This is a genomic window from Scrofimicrobium canadense (assembly GCF_009696615.1).
Classification (GTDB): Bacteria; Actinomycetota; Actinomycetes; order Actinomycetales; family Actinomycetaceae; genus Scrofimicrobium; species Scrofimicrobium canadense.
This window is the reverse complement of the sequence record NZ_VULO01000005.1, coordinates 39,664-58,549: the sequence shown is the minus strand read 5'-3', so window position 1 is coordinate 58,549 and position 18,886 is coordinate 39,664. Positions and strand designations below refer to the sequence as shown.

General features: G+C 55.3%; 18 protein-coding genes. 7 read left to right on the top strand and 11 right to left on the bottom strand.

The window, feature by feature from the left end:
- Window positions 1-31: 31 nt before the first annotated feature.
- The 4 genes from FYJ24_RS04890 to FYJ24_RS04875 all read left to right on the top strand — a co-directional run bounded on the left by FYJ24_RS04890 (window position 32) and on the right by FYJ24_RS04875 (window position 2,020).
- Window positions 32-859 carry an ABC transporter ATP-binding protein gene (locus FYJ24_RS04890; RefSeq protein ID WP_318656547.1) on the top strand — a complete coding sequence of 276 codons (828 nt, stop codon included), beginning with the start codon at window positions 32-34 and terminating at the stop codon, window positions 857-859.
- A gap of 41 nt (window positions 860-900) precedes the next feature.
- Entirely contained in the window at window positions 901-1,320 is a 420-nt protein-coding gene (locus tag FYJ24_RS04885) for a phage holin family protein (protein ID WP_154544165.1), read from the top strand.
- The gene (locus FYJ24_RS04880) at window positions 1,313-1,702 is read left to right on the top strand and encodes a hypothetical protein (RefSeq protein ID WP_154544163.1); all 390 of its coding nucleotides are present in this window, start codon (window positions 1,313-1,315) and stop codon (window positions 1,700-1,702) included. The genes FYJ24_RS04885 and FYJ24_RS04880 overlap by 8 nt, the downstream gene beginning before the upstream one ends.
- 135 nt (window positions 1,703-1,837) lie before the next feature.
- On the top strand, window positions 1,838-2,020 hold the full coding sequence (locus tag FYJ24_RS04875) for a DUF3073 family protein (RefSeq protein WP_404814697.1): 183 nt from the start codon (window positions 1,838-1,840) through the stop codon (window positions 2,018-2,020).
- Here FYJ24_RS04875 and mnhG read toward each other — a convergent pair.
- Genes mnhG through FYJ24_RS04845 form a run of 6 tightly spaced genes read right to left on the bottom strand, consistent with a single transcriptional unit; the run spans window position 1,987 to window position 8,355 of the window.
- Window positions 1,987-2,352: a monovalent cation/H(+) antiporter subunit G gene (gene mnhG, locus FYJ24_RS04870; RefSeq protein WP_154544159.1), complete on the bottom strand. Its 366-nt coding sequence runs from the start codon at window positions 2,350-2,352 to the stop codon at window positions 1,987-1,989. The two genes, FYJ24_RS04875 and mnhG, sit on opposite strands and share 34 nt — an antisense overlap.
- Window positions 2,349-2,756, bottom strand: a complete 408-nt coding sequence (locus tag FYJ24_RS04865) for a monovalent cation/H+ antiporter complex subunit F (protein WP_154544157.1) — start codon at window positions 2,754-2,756, stop codon at window positions 2,349-2,351. The genes mnhG and FYJ24_RS04865 overlap by 4 nt, the downstream gene beginning before the upstream one ends.
- The gene (locus FYJ24_RS04860) at window positions 2,740-3,327 is read right to left on the bottom strand and encodes a Na+/H+ antiporter subunit E (RefSeq protein ID WP_154544155.1); all 588 of its coding nucleotides are present in this window, start codon (window positions 3,325-3,327) and stop codon (window positions 2,740-2,742) included. The genes FYJ24_RS04865 and FYJ24_RS04860 overlap by 17 nt, the downstream gene beginning before the upstream one ends.
- Complete coding sequence (locus FYJ24_RS04855) at window positions 3,324-5,072, bottom strand: Na+/H+ antiporter subunit D (protein WP_154544153.1); 1,749 nt, start codon at window positions 5,070-5,072, stop codon at window positions 3,324-3,326. The genes FYJ24_RS04860 and FYJ24_RS04855 overlap by 4 nt, the downstream gene beginning before the upstream one ends.
- 8 nt (window positions 5,073-5,080) lie before the next feature.
- Entirely contained in the window at window positions 5,081-5,509 is a 429-nt protein-coding gene (locus FYJ24_RS04850; RefSeq protein WP_154544151.1) for a Na(+)/H(+) antiporter subunit C, read from the bottom strand.
- On the bottom strand, window positions 5,509-8,355 hold the full coding sequence (locus FYJ24_RS04845; RefSeq protein ID WP_154544149.1) for a Na+/H+ antiporter subunit A: 2,847 nt from the start codon (window positions 8,353-8,355) through the stop codon (window positions 5,509-5,511). Before FYJ24_RS04845 ends, FYJ24_RS04850 begins: the two co-directional genes overlap by 1 nt.
- 173 nt (window positions 8,356-8,528) lie before the next feature.
- Between FYJ24_RS04845 and FYJ24_RS04840 the strand changes: the two genes are divergently transcribed.
- Window positions 8,529-10,748: a (Fe-S)-binding protein gene (locus tag FYJ24_RS04840; RefSeq protein ID WP_154544147.1), complete on the top strand. Its 2,220-nt coding sequence runs from the start codon at window positions 8,529-8,531 to the stop codon at window positions 10,746-10,748.
- Here FYJ24_RS04840 and FYJ24_RS04835 read toward each other — a convergent pair.
- Both FYJ24_RS04835 and dcd read right to left on the bottom strand, forming a co-directional pair.
- The gene (locus FYJ24_RS04835; RefSeq protein WP_154544145.1) at window positions 10,678-11,742 is read right to left on the bottom strand and encodes a hypothetical protein; all 1,065 of its coding nucleotides are present in this window, start codon (window positions 11,740-11,742) and stop codon (window positions 10,678-10,680) included. The two genes, FYJ24_RS04840 and FYJ24_RS04835, sit on opposite strands and share 71 nt — an antisense overlap.
- Entirely contained in the window at window positions 11,732-12,322 is a 591-nt protein-coding gene (gene dcd / locus FYJ24_RS04830) for a dCTP deaminase (protein ID WP_154544143.1), read from the bottom strand. The genes FYJ24_RS04835 and dcd overlap by 11 nt, the downstream gene beginning before the upstream one ends.
- Window positions 12,323-12,452: 130 nt before the next feature.
- Here dcd and FYJ24_RS04825 point away from each other — a divergent pair, with 130 nt between their 5' ends.
- Both FYJ24_RS04825 and FYJ24_RS04820 read left to right on the top strand, forming a co-directional pair.
- Complete coding sequence (locus tag FYJ24_RS04825; RefSeq protein WP_154544141.1) at window positions 12,453-14,327, top strand: heavy metal translocating P-type ATPase; 1,875 nt, start codon at window positions 12,453-12,455, stop codon at window positions 14,325-14,327.
- A gap of 160 nt (window positions 14,328-14,487) precedes the next feature.
- A complete protein-coding gene (locus FYJ24_RS04820) occupies window positions 14,488-14,922 on the top strand; it encodes an Hsp20/alpha crystallin family protein (protein ID WP_154544139.1) in 435 nt (144 codons plus the stop codon).
- 167 nt (window positions 14,923-15,089) lie between these two features.
- Here the strand turns inward: FYJ24_RS04820 and FYJ24_RS04815 are convergent, their stop codons facing one another.
- From FYJ24_RS04815 to FYJ24_RS04805, 3 genes are read right to left on the bottom strand one after another with little or no spacing between them, the layout of a single operon-like run.
- A complete protein-coding gene (locus FYJ24_RS04815) occupies window positions 15,090-15,632 on the bottom strand; it encodes a ribonuclease H family protein (RefSeq protein WP_318656546.1) in 543 nt (180 codons plus the stop codon).
- Window positions 15,633-15,671: 39 nt separating this feature from the next.
- Window positions 15,672-18,152, bottom strand: a complete 2,481-nt coding sequence (locus tag FYJ24_RS04810) for an ABC transporter permease (RefSeq protein WP_154544135.1) — start codon at window positions 18,150-18,152, stop codon at window positions 15,672-15,674.
- Complete coding sequence (locus FYJ24_RS04805; protein ID WP_154544133.1) at window positions 18,149-18,844, bottom strand: ABC transporter ATP-binding protein; 696 nt, start codon at window positions 18,842-18,844, stop codon at window positions 18,149-18,151. Before FYJ24_RS04805 ends, FYJ24_RS04810 begins: the two co-directional genes overlap by 4 nt.
- Window positions 18,845-18,886: the final 42 nt, after the last annotated feature.

The window sequence follows — 18,886 nt, the reverse complement described above, 5'->3', positions numbered from 1 at the left end:
TACCGAGGGTGTTGTCAGCTGCAGAGGCCTGGTGAAAATCTACGGAGAAAAAGGCACCTCAGTCACCGCTTTAGACCACGTCAGCATCAGTTTTGAAGAATCGAAACTGACAGCCATCATGGGGCCTTCAGGATCGGGAAAATCGACGCTGATGCACTGCCTGGCGGGCCTCGATTCTCCTTCCAGCGGGGAGATAAAACTAGAGGGTAGCGAGATAACCCACATGAACGAGCGCCAGCTCACAAAAGTGCGGCGAGATCGCATCGGATTCATTTTCCAATCCTTCAATTTGGTACCAACTTTGACGGTAAAACAGAACATCACATTGCCTGCAAGTATCGCTGGCAAGAAGATTCCCGATGAACGCTTACGGGAGGTTGTCGAAGCCGTTGGACTGACCGATCGCCTTAGTCACCGCCCCTCAGAGCTTTCTGGAGGACAACAGCAACGAGTTGCCTGCGCCAGAGCGTTGGTCACAGAGCCAGCCGTGATTTTTGCCGATGAGCCAACAGGTAACCTCGATTCACGCTCATCCCGCCAGATTCTTGAATTTCTTCGCCGAGCCGTTGATGTCTATGGGCAAAGCGTCATCATGGTCACTCACGATGTCGATGCCGCAGCATGGGCGGACCGCGTCGTATTCCTCGCGGACGGCAAGGTTGCTGGCGAGCTGATCTCTCCTTCGCGCGACATGGTGTTGGATGCGCTACGCGAATTGGGACACGACACGGAAGTGTCTCTAGAAGAACAACTCACCCACATGGCACCTAGCGGAGAACTGCCGCCAGCTGCAGCGGAGCTAGCAGATCGGGCCAAACAAATCCTCGACAACCTTCCTGGCTCAGTCATAGACCAGTGATCGTGGCACAATAGACCTACCTGCAGTGAGAGGATCCACTTATGCGGCCAAACCCCGAAGCTGATTCACCTCAGCGGCCTACTCGTTCCTTGGGCTCCCTTATGTCCAGCGCCACATCCCAGTTCACGTCAATTTTGAAGGCTGAAGCTGAACTGGCGAAACTGAAGATGAAGCAGGCTCAGAAGAGTTTGGCGGGAGGCGCAGTTCTTGTGGCTCTTGCTGCTCTTTTCGGCCTTACATTATTTTGGTGGCTTTTCCACAGTATTGAGCTTGCTTTTGCCTTGATTGTGCCAACATGGGCCGCCGCCCTCATCACCGCGGGAATTTTGTTACTGCTGCTGGTGATCTGCCTGGTTATTGCGGTCCTACTTTTCAAGGATGGGAAACGCAAGATGCCTGAAGTCAAGGAAGGCGTCACCAAAGATTTCGACATTCTCAAGGAAGGACTGAGCGATGAGTGATCGGGCAACAGCACGTCAGATCCTGCAAATGGAGAATGCGCTAGCTGAAGATCGCGCCGAGCTAGAAGAGACCCTGGCACAGCTTCGCTATACGATGCAGCCCAAGGTGCAGGTGCAGCTCCTCAAAGAAAAAGCCCAAGAGAAAGTCGATGGGCTACAAGAGGATGCTGCCGCCACGTGGCAGCGAGCCCTCGCTGGCGACAAAGAATCAATCATGATACTCCTATCGACGGTTGTAGCGGCAGGGGCAACTGTCGCATTCATCGTATGGCGGATTCGAGAAAATACCGGCACCCGGCGTCAACGCAAGCAATGGCGGCGTTTTACTAGGGAATTGGGGAAGGTCTACCCTCCCCAAGGAGTAGATTTCACTGTCCGTTAGTTGGACGTCTATTTTCGTCCGGGTTAGAATGAGTCCCGGAACAGATTTGATACGCACAGGGGACCGCATCAAGCGGACCCGCAAGAGGTAGAGGGGGTCGACGCCATGGGGCGCGGCCGTCAGAAGGCCAAACAGATGAAAGTCGCTAGACGGCTCAAGTATTTCAGTCCTGAGACTGACCTTGAGGCGTTACAACGCGAGCTTTCCGGCGACACGGCAGAAGCGGATGATTTTGAAGACTCCGACTTCGAGGAAGACGATGCCTTAGATGATGAGGATGAAGCCTATCGGGGCTGGTCCTCACCTGAGTCTCTTTGAGCTGCCTGATTTAACTCATCGACACTGAGTGTCGAAAGGTCTGCTATCCCAGTGCGGTATGCGGTACGCCCTAGCAGGTGTGACGCGACTGGTGCAGCCAATAGTTGAATGGCAATCACTACGGTGCATATCAGCACCCAGTACCAAGTTCTCAGTGTGAGGCACAATCCTAGGCAAATGATAGTGAGCCCTAAAAGCTGGGGTTTGCTGGCAGCATGCATGCGGGCAAACAGTTCATGGAACCTAAAAAGCCCAAGGGCCGCGATGGCAGTGAGAGAGATGCCTAGTAATAGGCACACAGCACCAATAAGGTTGAGAACTTCGTCGCTCATGCGTTATCTCCCCGCTGTCTTTTATCGGCTTCATCTGCCAACGCCTTTTCTTTGAGCAACTGGCGTTCCTCTTCGTCGCGGAGTTTTTGCAATTGGCGCGCCGCTTCTTCCGGGCTAAGAATGCTCCGTTCTCCCGGACGCTCTTTACCGACGAACCTCGCAATAGCAACCGACGAAAAGAATCCAGTGAGGGCAAAAATAACCAAAAGGACACTCAGGTCTGCCCGGCCCTGCCAAACAATCACCAAGACAATCACAGCAATTGCCACCGCGGTAAGAAGGTCAACGGCAACGGCTCTATCTAAGATAGTGGGGCCAAGTCCCAGCCGGATAACCGTGAGGAGAGCCGCGAATGCGGCTAGCCCGCCGCAGATCCAGTAGATAATCTCAGTTGCTTCGGCCATCGTGCCTCCTTTCCTTGAGGCCAGTTTCGGACAGAACACTGTTCGGCGCGAGCGCTCGCAGTATTCGAGTTTCTTGAGCGGCGGTCGCCTCTCTCACACCGGCAATGCCACCTTGATATTCCATGTCCAAAACATGAAGGAAGATTCGGCGGTGAGGCCGATCCACCTGCACGACAATTGTGCCGGGAATCAGCGAAGTCATGGCAACCAGGATGGAGATGTATACGGGGTTGACGCTGCGAACCTGGCACTCAACAATGCCATCTTTGCGTGGTGGAGAAAAAATGACCAGGTAGGCCACATGAAGACCAGCTTTTGCCATGTCCCATAGAAACCGGACCACAAGCCATGCCAGCGGCACGACGCGTACATGCCATGTCTTTGACTGATGAGGAAGGGGAAACAGCCACTGTATGGCGATCGCAATTGCCGTGCCGCCGATGAGGGAAACCCATGAGAAGTCTCCGAATGCGGCAAACCAGATAAACAGCAGCCAAAGGCTAAAAATGAGTGAAAAACGCGGGTAGGCTGCGGGATTCTTCCCTACGATTGTCCGAACTCTTTTCCTCACTTGGTCTCACCCCCCACGTCGGGAAGGTTGGCGCTTTCATCAGGTGCATACGGGATTGGGCGAGGGGGAGTCTCCCACGGCAACGAGATTCCTCCCGTAACATCGTTAGACACTCCGCCGCCTCGCCCATCTTCACCAAGAACGGCTGTGACATACGAATGCTTGTTGATAAGTGCTGAAGCAGACTCAGTCGTGTACGCGAAGATGTTGCCGCCGAATACCGACATGGCTATCTGCACCAGGGTGAGGGCCACGACCGTTCCATACATGATGGCTCCTACATTGCCGCCACCACGTTCATGCTCAGTTCGAGCCGACTCGGCGACAATGTGTGAAACACGCTGAGAGCGATCGGCCAGTTGAGCACGTTTAAGCATCCGTTCTTCACGGCCAGACAGGTGCTTCTTCTTTCCAAAAGTATCGGCTAGGCGACTGCCATCTTCGGGGGTTTGCCAAAAAACTCGGTTCCACACTTTGATAAGTACGTAGAGGGTGAGCAGCGAAGTGACCAAGCCGGCTGCCAACAGCGACCATGCCACGGGAGTATCCGCATTGACCGAAGCCTCAGTGAGCCCCAGTTTTCCAATGAACCCTGACAACGGTGGGATTCCCACCAGGTTGGTTCCAGAGATAAAGAAGAGAATGGCTATAAACGGGGCTGTGCGCATCATGCTGGACAGACGTGATGAGGAGGTGGTTCCAGTCTTGCGTTCAATGAGTCCTACGATGAGGAATAAAGTGGCCTGCACCAAAATGTGGTGGGCAGCGTAATAGATAGCCGAAGATAGCGACAAAACTGTAGCTAAGGATATTCCCCACAGCATGTAGCCGATGTGTGAGACCAAGGTAAAACTCAAAAGTCGCTTCACATCATCTTGAGCCACCGCCCCCATAATGCCGGTAACCATTGTGAATATCGCGAGAACTGCCAATAATACCTGCAGATTATTGTCAGGGAAGAGAGTGAACTGCAGACGCATAATGGCGTAGATACCGACTTTTGTCAGCAGGCCAGCAAAGACAGCAGTTACCTGTGCGGGTGCGGTGGGATAGGAGTCTGGAAGCCATGCAGACAATGGAAAAATTGCTGCCTTGATGCCGAAGGCAACCAAAAGCATCAGCTGCAATAGGAGTGCCATATTGGGGTCAAGGTCGTGAATCCGCACCGAAAGCTGCGCCATATTCACCGTACCCAGTGCGCCGTAAATCAGTGCAATGGCGGTGAGAAAAATGACGGAAGAGATCAAGGAGACGACTACGTATACGGTTCCTGCTCGCACGCGGCCACGGGTACCACCAAGAGTGATGAGAACAAAACTAGCTGCAAGGAGAAGTTCGAAACCGACGTAGAGATTGAAGAGGTCCCCAGTGAGGAAGGCGTTAGACACTCCCGCCACCAAGACAAGGAACGTTGGGTGATAGATGGCGATTGGTGCGGCGGGTGAGTCGTCTGCAACATCTTGGCCGATGGAATAGACCATGACTGCTAGGGTGACGATTTGGGAGATCACCAGCATAAGAGCAGCTAACCGGTCGCCAACCAAGGTGATTCCGATGGGCGCTGCCCACGATCCCACATCCAAAACCAGAGGTCCAGAGTTAGCCGCAATAAGAATATAGATGCTGAAAACCAGCGAAGTCGCTAACGCTGCAACTGAAATAGCCTGTTGAATACGTGGCCGGCGGGAAACGACCAGCGCTAATCCTGCACTCAGTAACGGCAGTAGCACCGGAATAGGTAACATCCACGCGTTCACTGGTCGTCCCCACTCGCGTCGTAAATGATGTCCGGATCTTCTGCACCCGTGGCACCGCTGGTTTCAGCAGTTGCTGCGCGGCCACGCGCAACCCTACGATCTTCCACATCATCGGCAACCTCATCGTGACCGGTCAGTCGCCATGATCGATACGCTAATGCAAGACCAAAGGCCGTCGTCCCTAAGGACAAAACAATGGAGGTGAGAATCAACGCCTGCGGAAGAGGATCAACAATCGTGTCACTATTGCCTCCCAAGAGCGGAGGAAGGCCTGCAGCGCCGCCCATTGCCAAAATGAGGACGTTGACTCCGTTGGTAATCATAGAAAGCCCTATGAAAACGCGTGTGAGAGTCCGTTCCAAAACCAAGTAAACTCCGCAACCAACCAGGACTCCAGCAAAGAGCAAAATTGCAAATGAGGGCATTAGCGCACCTTCTTTCTGCTCTTAAGGCGGGCTTTTGCATCTCCTGACTGGCGATCAATCTCAGCTCCAAGCGCAGAAACTAAATCGATCACCAGACCGAGAACTAGGATGTACACTCCAACGTCGAGGACCATTGCGGTGGTGAAGTGGAGGTCACCAAGAACGCCTAAGTGAATATCAACTGCGGTTGACTGCAGAACTGAGTTTCCGAAGAGCAACGGAGCGGCGCCGCCAGCCGCAGCTACGAATAGACCGAAGCCCAGAAGCTGACCGGGTGGAATCGGCATCGCCTCGCCCAGTTCATAACGTCCCCCCGCCAAGTACCGTAGGACAAACGCCAAACCGGCGACGACCCCGCCAGCAAAGCCACCACCTGGATCATTGTGTCCGATGAGAAGCAGCCATACAGAAATCATCAGCATGGTGGGGAAAAGTGCTCTCGTGGCAACCTCAAGAACTACAGAGCGGTCCTGCGGGCGCAATGTGGCGACAGCCGGCAGCATCTGAGCTTTACTCTTCACCTCTGGAGAGGGCCGGTCAATCCTTCCAGAGCGAGACTGAACATAGATCAGCGAGGCAACCCCTGTAGCTGTTACCAGGAGTACAGAAACTTCGCCAACCGTATCCCACGCCCGCATATCTACCAAGATGACGTTGACGATGTTCATTCCATTGCCGAACTCCAAAGCCTCCGCAGGCATAAGCTCAGATACCGGCGAGTGCACACGCGATGACATGGCATGCCACCCACCAAAGACCACAAGCAGTCCAACAATGATGCCCACTGCCATGCGCCACCATCGGCTAGAGGCCAATGGCCGATCAGAGAAGTACTGCGGCAGCTTGCGTAGAACCAGAATGAAAACAATGAGAGATACTGCCTCCACCACCAGTTGGGTGAGTGCAAGATCGGGGGCTCCTTGCACTGCGAAAAGTAGCGTCACCATCATGCCTACTGCCGCAAGCGCTAAAACTGCTTTCAACCGGCGCCTAGCGCGGACAGTAATGACCGCAGCAATGATACCTATGGCCACAATCACGGCTTGGAAGGTGTTATCCCACAACAGGAGACTCTTGGTGGGCAGGCCCATGCGCATCAGTGGGTAACCGCACAGCACTATCAAAGAGACGAAAATAACCGACAAATCGTACGGTAGGGAACCACGCTGCAGCAGACTGGTGATGCGGGCCGAGACCAGTTCCAGTTCTCTGACCGTCCAGGAATAGAACGCAACCATGGAGCCGCGTGGGGCGATGCGCCGCTGAAACCGGGCCACGCGCGGACGGAACCGGGCTAACAGGACTCCACCGAGGATGATGAGTGCGGTGATGCCGGCTGGTCCCCATCCAGACCACAGTGCCACGTGGGGGGTTCCAGGCAGGTTCTGCGTGATGTGCGCAGTGAGTTTGTCGAGGGCTGGGAAAGCCAGTCCGATAAGCGCACCAAGTGACAGGAAGGCGATAGGAACGGTCATTCCCCGGGCAACCGGCTTGACCGTAACGTCCATGTGGATGCGTTTATCTCCGAAGGCACCCCACCAGAAACGCCACGCATAGGCGAGTGACAGCATGGATGAGATCACCAAGACAACCAGAAGAGTGATGTCTGTTGTTGATGTCGCCCAGGGTGCAGCTGATCCTTCCATCAATGTGGTGACTAAGGTTTCTTTACCCACGTAGCCGGTGGTGATGGGGATCCCTGCCATGGAAAGGGCAGCCAGTGCAGCCGCACCAGCCAGTACGGGGTGGTATCGCCAAAGCCCTGAGAGGTCACGCAGGTCGCGGGTGCCCGTGGAAGACTCAACTGCACCAACCGTGAGGAAAAGGGAAGATTTGAAGAGAGAGTGGGCAATGAGCAACACCAGCCCTGCGGCCATTGCTCCAGCACTGCCCATACCCACTGCTGCCATCATTAGGCCCAGTTGCGAAACTGTCCCGAAGGCCAAAATAAGTTTGAGATCAAACTGGCGCATCGCCCGATATGCACCCACTAAGGCCGTCACGAATCCAACAGTCACCACCACCGCAGACCAGCCTGCCACCAAACTCAGGCCTGGGGCGAGTCTGGCAACAAGGTACACGCCCGCTTTGACCATGGCAGCTGCGTGGAGGTAGGCAGAGACAGGAGTGGGGGCGGCCATCGCGCCTGGAAGCCAAAAATGGAAGGGCACCTGTGCCGATTTTGTAAAGGCACCCACCGCGATGAGAAGACCCGCAACAATGACGAGCGGGCGCTGGGGATCAATGGTGCCGTTGATGAATGCTTCGATAAGCTCCGATATCCGGTAGGAACCTCCACGAAGCTGACCGAGCATCACGAAGCCAGCGAACATTGCTAGGGCCCCGGTCGAAGTAATCAGGAGTGCCTGGCGGGCTGCGCCGCGCGCGGGGCCACGATCATGGTGATGTCCGATGAGGAGAAATGACAGGATCGATGTCAGTTCCCAAAAGACGTACAGCATAATGGTGTGATCTACCGTGACCACACCAAGCATTGCCCCGGCGAAGCCCACAAATATCCCCGCGAACCTACCCATGCCGGACGCACCAGGGGAGAAGTATCGGGCCGCATAGATCATGACGATCGCACCCACGCCACTGACAACCAGAATCATCAGCCATGAGAGTGCGTCAATGCGAAAGTCGATACTCAGGTTGAGGTCGCGAACCCACACGATGGTGGTGTCGATTCCGCCCGCAAACGCCTGCTGAGTGTGGAAAAGAGCCCACATCACAGCACTGATGGGCGCCAAGCTAAGAAGTAAAAATGCATTGCGCCCCAGGTAGCGAACCGCTAAAGGCGCGCACAAAGCCGCGACCAAGTGCAGTCCCAGGAGGGCTAGCATCAGGTGATGGTCCTCTCTTCGATCATGTCTATCCTAGTTGAGGAGGTGGTCCAGATTCGTGTTTAGTGTCAAGATTCTGCCTATGGCTCAAGACCACGCTTCTGGTCAAGATTGGCGACAGTGAGACAATCCTTGCATGATTGGGTAGGTATGAGCATCTGCGGAAAGGCATCATGGTGGGAACACCAGCAGTAGTGTCAGTGGCAATCGCCGTTGCTGCTGTCAGTACAGTGGCGGGCGTCCTCTCTTTTGGACGAGGTGTCTTTGCCCTTATCTCTGACATGCGCACCGGAAAACCCGACCGAACCCGCACCTCTCACCCATGGCGTCGGCTCTGGAACACGGTCTGGACTGTTGTCAGCCATCGCACATTCCGTGGCCGTCCCGTCGTGAGGGCTGCCCACTGGCTGGTGATGGTAGCCTTCGTCGTCTTGGTACTTACTTTGCTGCGCTCTTACGTGCAGATCCGTTACCCGGCATTCATGCTGCCATTGATCGGTTCGTGGTTCATTTGGGGATGGATTGCTGAGTTCTTTGCCTGGGCAGGTCTGCTGGGAATCATCTCCCTGATGGTCACCCGTGTAGTGGTGCGCATCCGTCACCGCGACAATCCTAAGAGCTCTCGTTTCTACGGTTCAACCAGGTGGCAGGCGCACTTCGTCGAGTGGGTGATCCTGCTGGTGTGCGCCTGTGTCATTGTGCTGCAGACCCTTGACTGCGCCTTTGAAGCTAAAGACCCCTCCACGGCGGGGCACGCCACTGTCCTTAACTATCCTTTGACCTTTTGGCTCACTAGTTTTGTTGAAGACTGGTCCGCTACCGCTTTGGCTAATGGGATTGTCGTTGTTTCCGCATTGAAGATTCTTGTCTCCATGTCCTGGATGACTGTGGTGGGTGTGAGTACCACGATGGGAATCTCATGGCACCGTTTCTTGGCCCCTATCAACATATTTGCCGGCCGAGAAGTAGGTGGTGCTAAATCTCTGGGAGCTCTTGCGCCGCCTTTAGTGCAAGGTGAGTATGTCGAAGATATGGACGAGGCTCCTGACGATGCAGTTTTTGGTTTGGGGCGCACCAGCGACCTCACGTGGAAAGACCGCCTCGACACTCTATCGTGCACTGAATGTGGCCGGTGTCAGGCAGTGTGCCCGGCGTGGAACACCCAAAAGCCGCTCTCCCCGAAACTGCTCACTTTAGCGTTGCGCGACAATGCCGCCTCAGCCTCGCAAGTGGATGTTCGTCAGACCGATGGTCCTACCACGATTGAGTCTGGCATTTCACTATCGCCAGGTTCTTTTGACATTCGCCAAGCACTCGCCGCAGACGGCATTTCTGTGCCCGCCGGGGAAGCCGAGTTAGTTCCGGGCGTGCTGGGCGACCAGATGATCTGGGATTGCACCATGTGCGGAGCCTGCGTCGAACAGTGTCCGGTCGACATTGAACATGTGGACCGTATTGCCAACCTGCGCCGCTACCAGGTACTGATGGAGTCGGCGTTCCCCCGTGACCTAGCTGCACCACTGAAGTCAATGCAGACCAAAGGTAACCCCTATGGCCGTCCGGCGCGGGCACGATTGGATTGGGCGAAAAAACTCGACTTTGACGTGCCCGTAATCGGCCAAGACATCGAGGATGCCAGCGAAGTCGACTACCTCTTTTGGGTCGGATGCGCCGGAGCCTATGACGACAAACAGAAAAAGACCACTGCAGCCGTGGCGGAACTACTGCACACGGCAGGGGTCAGTTTCGCAGTTCTTGGAGGAGGTGAATCGTGTACGGGCGATCCTGCTAGACGCGCCGGAAACGAGGCACTATTCCAGCTGCTGGCCTCAGCGGCAATCGAAACGTTGAACGAGGCGAAAGCACAGCGCATTATTGTCACCTGCGCTCACTGCTTCAACACGATCGCCAACGAATTTCCTCAGCTCAACGGCCATTTTGAAGTTATTCACCACACACAAATACTCAATCGTTTAGTTCGCGAAGGCACGTTGAAGCCGGTAGCACATGAAGAAGCACAGAAGATCACCTACCACGATCCGTGCTTCTTAGGCCGTCACAACCGAGTATTCGAGGCCCCAAGGGAACTGCTGGGAGGAATACCTGGCGTAGAGCTTACAGAGATGTCCCTCAACCGAGAAAACGCCATGTGCTGCGGCGCCGGGGGGGCGCGGGCGTGGATGGAAGAAACCCAGGGAGAAAGAATCTCTACGGTGCGCATGAGTCAAGCAGAAGCGACGGGCGCACAAACCATTGCCACAGCATGCCCGTTCTGCACTCAAATGCTCAGCTCTGCACCTGGTTTCTCACAGGCCCCCGAAGTTAAGGATGTGGCTCAGCTTCTGGTGGAAGCAGTTCGGCGGGGGCAACCAGAAAGTCATCCTCATCAATGATCGCGGCCCGCCCCACCTCGTCAACAATCATTGCTGCAACCATCGCTATACCTTGACGGGCTATGGAACGCCCCCGGCGCCCCACCCTAGACAAAGTTCCATTGGGCAGTATATTCGTAGCACCACCCGTCCAATTCAACTCATAAATGTAGACCGGCCCTTTGATCCAGTCTTCCCACCGAAGTGCGCGTGGAACCTGATCCACAGGTCGAACCCCTGCCATGACCTGCTCGGCATCCTTACCTAGCACAGCCACATGGGGGACCCCCACCTCGGTAGTGGCACCTGGCTTCGGTTCCACCCCCAGTAGGTGGGCAAATCTTACAGCATCAATGTAATGCGGCGAATACACACGCAGATTCACTGCGCTCTCGGGATCGGGTGCCATGACGGTGCCCGACCCTGCGATCCTCAGTGCAGCACCCAAACGACGGGACATACGTCGCATCACCAACAAGGCACGGTATTCGATGCCCACAGGCATTCCCTCAGGAAAAGCCGCCGCCCATTCATCGAAACGCCTGGTCGGCTCACTAGGGGGGGCACCCCGCATCACATCAGCCCGAAGTATCCAAGCAAAAGCGCAGTTGTCGGGAAGTCCTAAGGTTTCACGCACGTCGGCACGGAGAGGCCAAGGCCCCTCTAAAGTGGCTCCCTCGGCTAAATGGAGGACTCCCGGAGATGTCCACCCAGCTTCATTCCACACGGAAATCGCCAAAGCCTCGATCTCATCTTCAGACACATCAGCAGGTAAACACAGTAGGTGGTGGGCTGTCCCCACCTTCGGGTCAAGATCCTCCAACGTAATTGCGGGGGCTGCCAACGACGCAGCAGTATCAACAATCAACTCGCCAGTGGCAGCGACTCGAAAAGAAGAAGTCTGGGACTGTGGGTCCGGCATGGTCACTACGTGCAGTTCGACCAGGGACTCCTCAGCGTTTTCCTTTGACGCTAGACGCTCAGCAATGGAGCGGCGTTCCACGTCACCATTCACGATCTTCCACCCGGGTGCGTTCAAAGCGCAGATACGATTTTGACGGAGTAGGTCCGCGCTGACCTTGATAGTGCGATCCCGTCCCGCTACTGCCGTAGGGGTGCTCGGCTGGAGAAGACAGGTCGAAGAAACACAGCTGACCGATTTTCATGCCTGGATACAGCAAAATAGGCATCGTCGCCGTATTGGACAATTCGAGGGTCACATGCCCGGAGAATCCTGGGTCAATGAAGCCCGCCGTTGAGTGAGTCAGTAGGCCCAACCGTCCCAGAGAAGACTTCCCTTCTAAGCGAGCAGCAATATCGTCACCGAGCGTGACCAGTTCATAGGTGGAACCGAGGACGAACTCTCCAGGATGGAGGACAAAGGGCTCTTTGGGACCAACATCGACCAAGCGGGTTAAATCAGGCTGGTCCTGAGCCGGATCGATGACAGCGTAGCGATGGTTGTCAAAAAGCCGGAAATAGCGGTCCAAGCGCACATCAATGGATGCGGGCTGGATGAGGCTAGCGTCCTCTGGAGACAATTTGATGCGACCGGTGGCGATTCCCACACGGATTTCTCGATCACTAAGCAGCATGCATCAAGTGTGACACGAAATGGGACGCAGTCCCAACTGGAGATTCGCAGCAGATTTCGGGCCGACTAAGCAGACCCAGCAATGCCTTCCCTTCGTTGAAATATAGCCAAAAATCACTCATTATTGTGATATGAAGTTGCTCCGTCAATATCCCGTGGTTGCCCTTGCTGTTGTTGTGGCAGCGGTGGCTGCAGGCGTCTATTTTCTTTATGCTCCAGTAGGCGCCCAGGTTATCGTCTCTGTTTTTGTTGGAATCTTCTGTCTCTACACGCTGATCGATATGGTCCGCCAGATCCTTCGCGGGCATTTCGGCCTAGACGTGCTAGCGCTGATAGCTATGCTTTCCACCTTAGCTGTTGGAGAGTATTGGGCGTCACTTATCGTGGTCCTCATGCTCTCGGGTGGGGAAGCCCTTGAAGATTATGCCCAACGGCGCGCCTCAGGCGAACTGACCGCGCTGCTTGACCGCTCCCCCGCTGAGGCCCATGTGGTGGTTGCCGGTGATGAAACTTGCGACGTCCCCGTCAACGATGTGCAGGTTGGTGATGTGATCATCGTTCGCCCGGCAGAAGTTGTTCCGGTCGATGGCGAGCTCATGTCTTCCGTCGGCACTTTTGACCAATCCTCTTTGACCGGAGAAAGCCTTCCTGTCACGCTCAATGCTGGCGCCGAAGTGGCATCAGGATCCGTCAACGGCTCCTCGGCCGTCAAAATTCAGGCCTTGCGACCTGCATGTGATTCGCAATATCAACAGATCATTCGTCTAGTCCAAGAAGCTCAAGACTCCAAAGCTCCCGTCGTGCGCCTCGCCGACAGATTCGCAGTCCCCTTCACGGCGATATCACTGACAATTGCTGCGTGCGCATGGTGGTTTTCAGGGGACCCCGTGCGCTTTGCAGAAGTCCTTGTGCTAGCCACTCCATGCCCACTCCTCATCGCCGCACCGGTTGCTTTCATGGGCGGAATGTCGCGGGCTGCGAAAAACGGTGTAGTGGTCAAAGGCGGCGCAGTTTTGGAAGCAGCCGCACGCATTCACTCCGCCGCTTTCGACAAGACTGGTACCCTCACCGAAGGACGCCCTGAAGTTGTACGAGTCGAAGGGCCCTCAAAGGTTTTAGCTATTGCAGCCAGCGCCGAACAGTACTCGTCCCACGTGTTGGCGGAAGGAATTCGCCGCGCAGCAAGCGGCACCGCACTGCCAGCGGCAGATCGGGCCACTGAGGTTCCTGCCGAGGGTGTCGAAGCTCTCATTGATGGCCACACTATTCGTGTAGGTCGCTACGATTTCGCGGGCGGTGACGTTCGTGCGGAATTACGTCCGGGTGAGGTTGCCGTGTACGTGAGTTCGGATGGTCTTCCTTTGGGCACCATCATCCTGGCGGATGCTGTGCGTCCCGAAGCTGAGGCTCTTGTCGAATGGATGCGTGGGGAGGGAACAGAGCACATCGTCATGGTAACTGGTGATGCTCAAGCTGCCGCCGATGCTGTGGGGGCTGAGGTTGGGGTTGATCGGGCATATGCGGATCTTCGCCCTTCCGACAAGGTCTCTATCGTCACGGAGCTTGGGCCCAAACCAACGCTTATGGTTGGTGATGGCGTCAACGATGCCCCCGTTTTGGCAGCTGCATCGGTGGGGGTTGCCATGGGTGCGCGGGGCTCAACTGCCGCTGGAGAAGCTGCTGATGCGGTTGTATTGCAGGACTCGTTGACCGGCGTAGCTTCGCTTATTGCCATCGCAAAACATACGTTGTCTGTGGCCTTGACGGCCATTTGGTTAGGTGTTGTGCTTTCGGTAGTCCTCATGCTTGTTGCTACCACCGGGGTGATTCCCGCGATCTTTGGGGCCCTGGGACAGGAGATTTTGGACCTTGTTGCCATCCTCTATGCGTTGCGTGCCTTGGGAGGAAAGCTTCCCTCACTCCGCGTTCCCTCCCCCACGCCGCACCCCGCCTCCCCTCAGGTGCGTGTTATGCGTCCGTTATCGGATACCAAAACAGACAAATAACACGCAGCTGGCGAGGGAGAGGTTCCCGTTCGACTAGGACTGTCAGCCCTGAGCAAAATTCCTTAACTCCTCTTAGCACTCCCACCTTTTGAGTGCTAATCTATAAGCAGGTTGAGTCAAGGAGACTCAAGTTTAGAGATACCTGTGAAGGGAGTAGATAATGACAACAATCGATACATGGCGTGATTTCGACCGCCTAGCTCAGACAATTTTGGCCGGAAAGCCAGCTCTACGCGCAATGCCAATGGATCTATTCCGCCGGGGCAACGAATACATTTTGTCCGCTGACCTACCCGGGATTGACCCCTCGTCCATTGACGTTGACATTGATGGCCAGCAGCTCACGATTCGCGCGGAACGTTTCGTGCCTGACAGCAAAGACGTCAAGTGGTTGGTTCGCGAACGCAGTGGCGGCACGTTTGTCCGTCAGCTTTCCGTAGGTGAAGGAATCGACACCTCGTCAATCACCGCGTCCTATGACGACGGAGTTCTCACCGTCACCATGCCGGTACGTGAAAGTGCCAAGCCCCGGAAGATTTCGGTTGCCCGCGTAAGTGAAGGCGAGGCTGAAGAGGCTAAAGTCGTCGAGGCATAGTTCTTCACCGTGCCATTCCAGCGATGTGCACAGCGAACTACCTAAACTCTTACGGGAGAGAACCCAGCACCCGCGTTCCCGCATCCTGGGCGATATGGTAAATGCCGGGGCGGCATACGGCCCCGGCGCGGTTTTATGACCCCGTACGTGGGAATGAATGGAGGGGACTAGAAAAGCGTCTGTTCCTGTTCAGTCGCAGGCTCCTCCTCGGAAGGAATCACCTCTGTGGCAGGAGCCTGCACGCCAAAACCTGGACCGCTGGGAATAGGCCGCCCCGCTTGGAAGGCTTCGGAGACGGCCCTAGCACGCTGATCAGCAGCCTCATTCATGTCATGACCTGCATGTCCGCGTACCCATTCAAAAGTGACATTGCGTCCACGCATCGCCACATCCAGAGCCTCCAATATGGGTCTGTTAGCGACAGGCTTGCCATCAGCTTTACGCCACCCTCTGCGCTTCCACCCGGGCATCCACTGAGTAATGCAATTGATCGCATACTGTGAATCAGCCAAAATACGTAAAGGTTCGTCTGCAAGGCCCGCTGCGGCTGTCGCCTCCAAAAGGCGCAACACGGCGGTAAGCTCGCCCATATTGTTTGTACCCTCAGGCCAACCACCAGCATCCCAGCAATCGGGAGACACATACCAAGCCCATCCTGCAGGTCCTGGGTTTCCAAGCGATGATCCGTCAGCTGCTGCAGTAATAGTCACCAGGCCACATTACCTCAACAGCCAACGGGCAATCATCCTCTAATCCGTGGCCAATGCCTCAACTGGGCTGACCTGCGAGGCGCGGCGTCCCGGCAGCCACGAAGCAATCACAGCTGCCACTACAGCAACAACCAGCACAATAGCGATTTGTAGCCAAGGAACCGCAATTACCAGCTCGGTAAACTCGGCAGGAATAGCGGTCATCCCAATGGCGCCAAAGAAAATTCCAGCAGCGATTCCTAAAAGGGCTCCCACCACAGAGATCACTAAGGCCTCCACAGTAAGCAACCGTGATACCTGGCGGCGAGTCATTCCCAGTGCTCTCAGCAACCCGTTTTCACGGGTGCGCTCAACGACGGAGAGTGAAAGAGTGTTTGACACTCCAACCAGCGCAACCAGCACTGAGACAGCGAGGAGTCCTACGACTACAGCCAAAACAATAGTGATAATATTTTCGAATTCTGCGCGCATTGGTGCCGCACCTGAAACAGAAAATGAAGAATCAACACGTTGAATATCAGCAACAATTCCTGCATGATCACGAACATCGGTCAGCTGCGCGACTATCTGCTTGATGGGAGCATCCGGAGCCAACGCATCAAAAACGTCCGACGTTACGGCAAGTGCTCCTAAATCGACATAGGTCACCGGCAACGCAGTGAGCTTCTGGCACGTATTTTCACCACAGAGCTCTACCTCATCGCCCGATTCATATCCCGAGTCGAGGTTCACAGCCACCTGCGAAGAGTCGGGCGCGGTAATATCGGTCCGCGCCACCTCCACCAGAGCGTCAATATCCACTAATGCAGTGCTTTCACCATTGGCCGTGACGGGAGGTTCGCCTTCTCCGGACCAGACGTGCATGCGCAATGGTAGTGCTTTGGCAACACCTGGCACGGATGACACCTCATCAACCTGCGCCGCGCTCAGATCACCATGGGTCGTGATCACCACGTCGGTTGGCATGAGCCGATCTAGGTTGGTGTCCATGGTTTGGCGCAACGAATATGCACCGACCATCATGGTGACAATCAAACTGACACCGATCACAACCGAGACTCCAGTTGCCGCGGTCCGACCGGGATTGCGCAGAAGGTTACCTCTCGCCATTCTGCCCGTCACCCCACGCAGCGGATAGGCCAATGCCGCCACAAACCAGGGGAATGCCGCTGACAGGAGCACAATCAGTCCAACCAGACTGACGATGCCAGAGACAAATGCCATGCCAAATGATGCCGTGGTCTGGTGAGGGGCCTGCCACACCATGACAGCTCCAGCTCCAACCGCCATGATTGCACCAATAATGAGACGTGCCCACCATCCGACTCCACGTTTGACGGCAGGAACATCAGCGTTTGCCAGTGCCTGGATAGGTTCAATGCGACCGACCTTCAAAGCCGGACGAATGCCAGAAATAACAGTGATGACCACACCCAAGAGGAACACCCACAGCATCGTCCATGTCACCACAGCATCTAGCGCAGTGACGAATGTGGGAACCAGTCCGACCAGCCAAATTACCAAAGCTCCCAACAGCCCACCCACGACAACACCGATTGCGGAAGCTACTGCACCGACCGCAGCCGACTCGCCCAGAATTAGTCTGCGTACCTGCTTCGGCGTCGCCCCCAGACAACGAAGCAAAGCCATCTCCCGCAAGCGCTGCTGAACAATCACCTGGAACGTAGTACCAACGACGATGATGGCCACAATCGCAGCAATGAGAGGAAAGACCATTACCACCATATTCATCGAGGCCATGTCCATGTTAATCCCAGAAAGACCGGCGTCGATCACTTCGGATTTAGTTTGTACCAACAAACCCGTATCCGTCCCCAAAGCCGCAGCTACTGCGTCAGCTAGTTTTTGCTGCTGCGCATCAGTGAGGTCAGGATTCCCCTTGATGAGAACAGCGTCTGCGGACGCAGTACCGACCAATGCATCGAAATCTGCGGGATTCATCAACATTTGGTTGTTTGCCATGGTGATCAATCCGCCAGTGCCATAAATGCCCGACACTGTCAGTTCAAGGGGCTTGTCCTCACCACCGAATGCGTTGTCGACTGCAATAGTGTCACCAACAGACAGCTTAAGAGCATCGGCAATACTGCGATCTACGCTCACTTGACCGGTGTGAGGGCGTTCCCCTTCGGCATACTCAACTTCGACAAAACCTGGAAAGTCTGGTGCGCTACGCGTGTTCAATACGACATCGTCTGCTGCCACCTGGGCGTAGAAAGACACTTTAGGTGCTACAGCCTTGACCCCATCCACGTCTTGTACCTGTCTGGCAACGACCTCGTAGTTCTCGATATTGAACAAATCAGCGTCAGGATCGGCCACTACGGCCACATCAATATTCTCATACTCACCGATAAGTGCCTTCTTTGCCCCCGCCCCCATTCCAGCAGCAAAAGATAGCGCGAGCATGATGAATGCCACCGCGATTGCAACTGCGCCCATGGTTGCCACATATCTGCGCCCATGGTGACGCATATTGGCACGAAGGAGCCCTTTCATCGGTGAGCACCCACCATTTCATCTTGAGTAATTTTTCCATCCCGCACGGTAAGAACTCTATCGGTTCGCGCCGCACACGCAGGGTCATGCGTGACCATAATGACGGTTTGCCCTAGCCCGCGCACAGCCTGACGCAACAGATCTAGGACTTCTTCGGTGCTTTCGGTATCCAAGTTTCCTGTCGGTTCGTCAGCAACGATTACGGCCGGACGCATCACCAAGGCCCGCGCAATTGCCACGCGCTGCTGCTGTCCACCTGAGAGCTGCGAGGGCAAATGGTGAAGGCGCTCTGTCAGTCCAAGGGCCCGCGTCACCTGGCCAAACCAGTTGCGGTCTATGTGTTTTCCTGACAGCCGCATCGGAAGCAGGATGTTTGCTTCCGCGTCGAGGGTCGGAATGAGGTTGAAACTTTGGAAGACGTAGCCGATTCGCTCACGCCGTAGCCTGGTCAGGGCATTGTCATCGAGTCCAGACAATTCCACACCCTCAATGCTGATTGAGCCCTCTGTTGCCGAGTCCAGTCCTGCTAAAAGGTGCAGCATGGTTGACTTCCCCGACCCCGAAGGGCCCATTATTGAAGTAAATACTCCCTTTTCGAAGCCCACGCTGACGTTGCGTAAAGCCATGACCGCTGTGTCCCCTTCTCCATAGACTTTGCTGACATTGTGTAGGTTCACAACCACATCTGACATAGTTCAGTCTCCTTGCATCGTTACCATCCCATGCTGCCATGT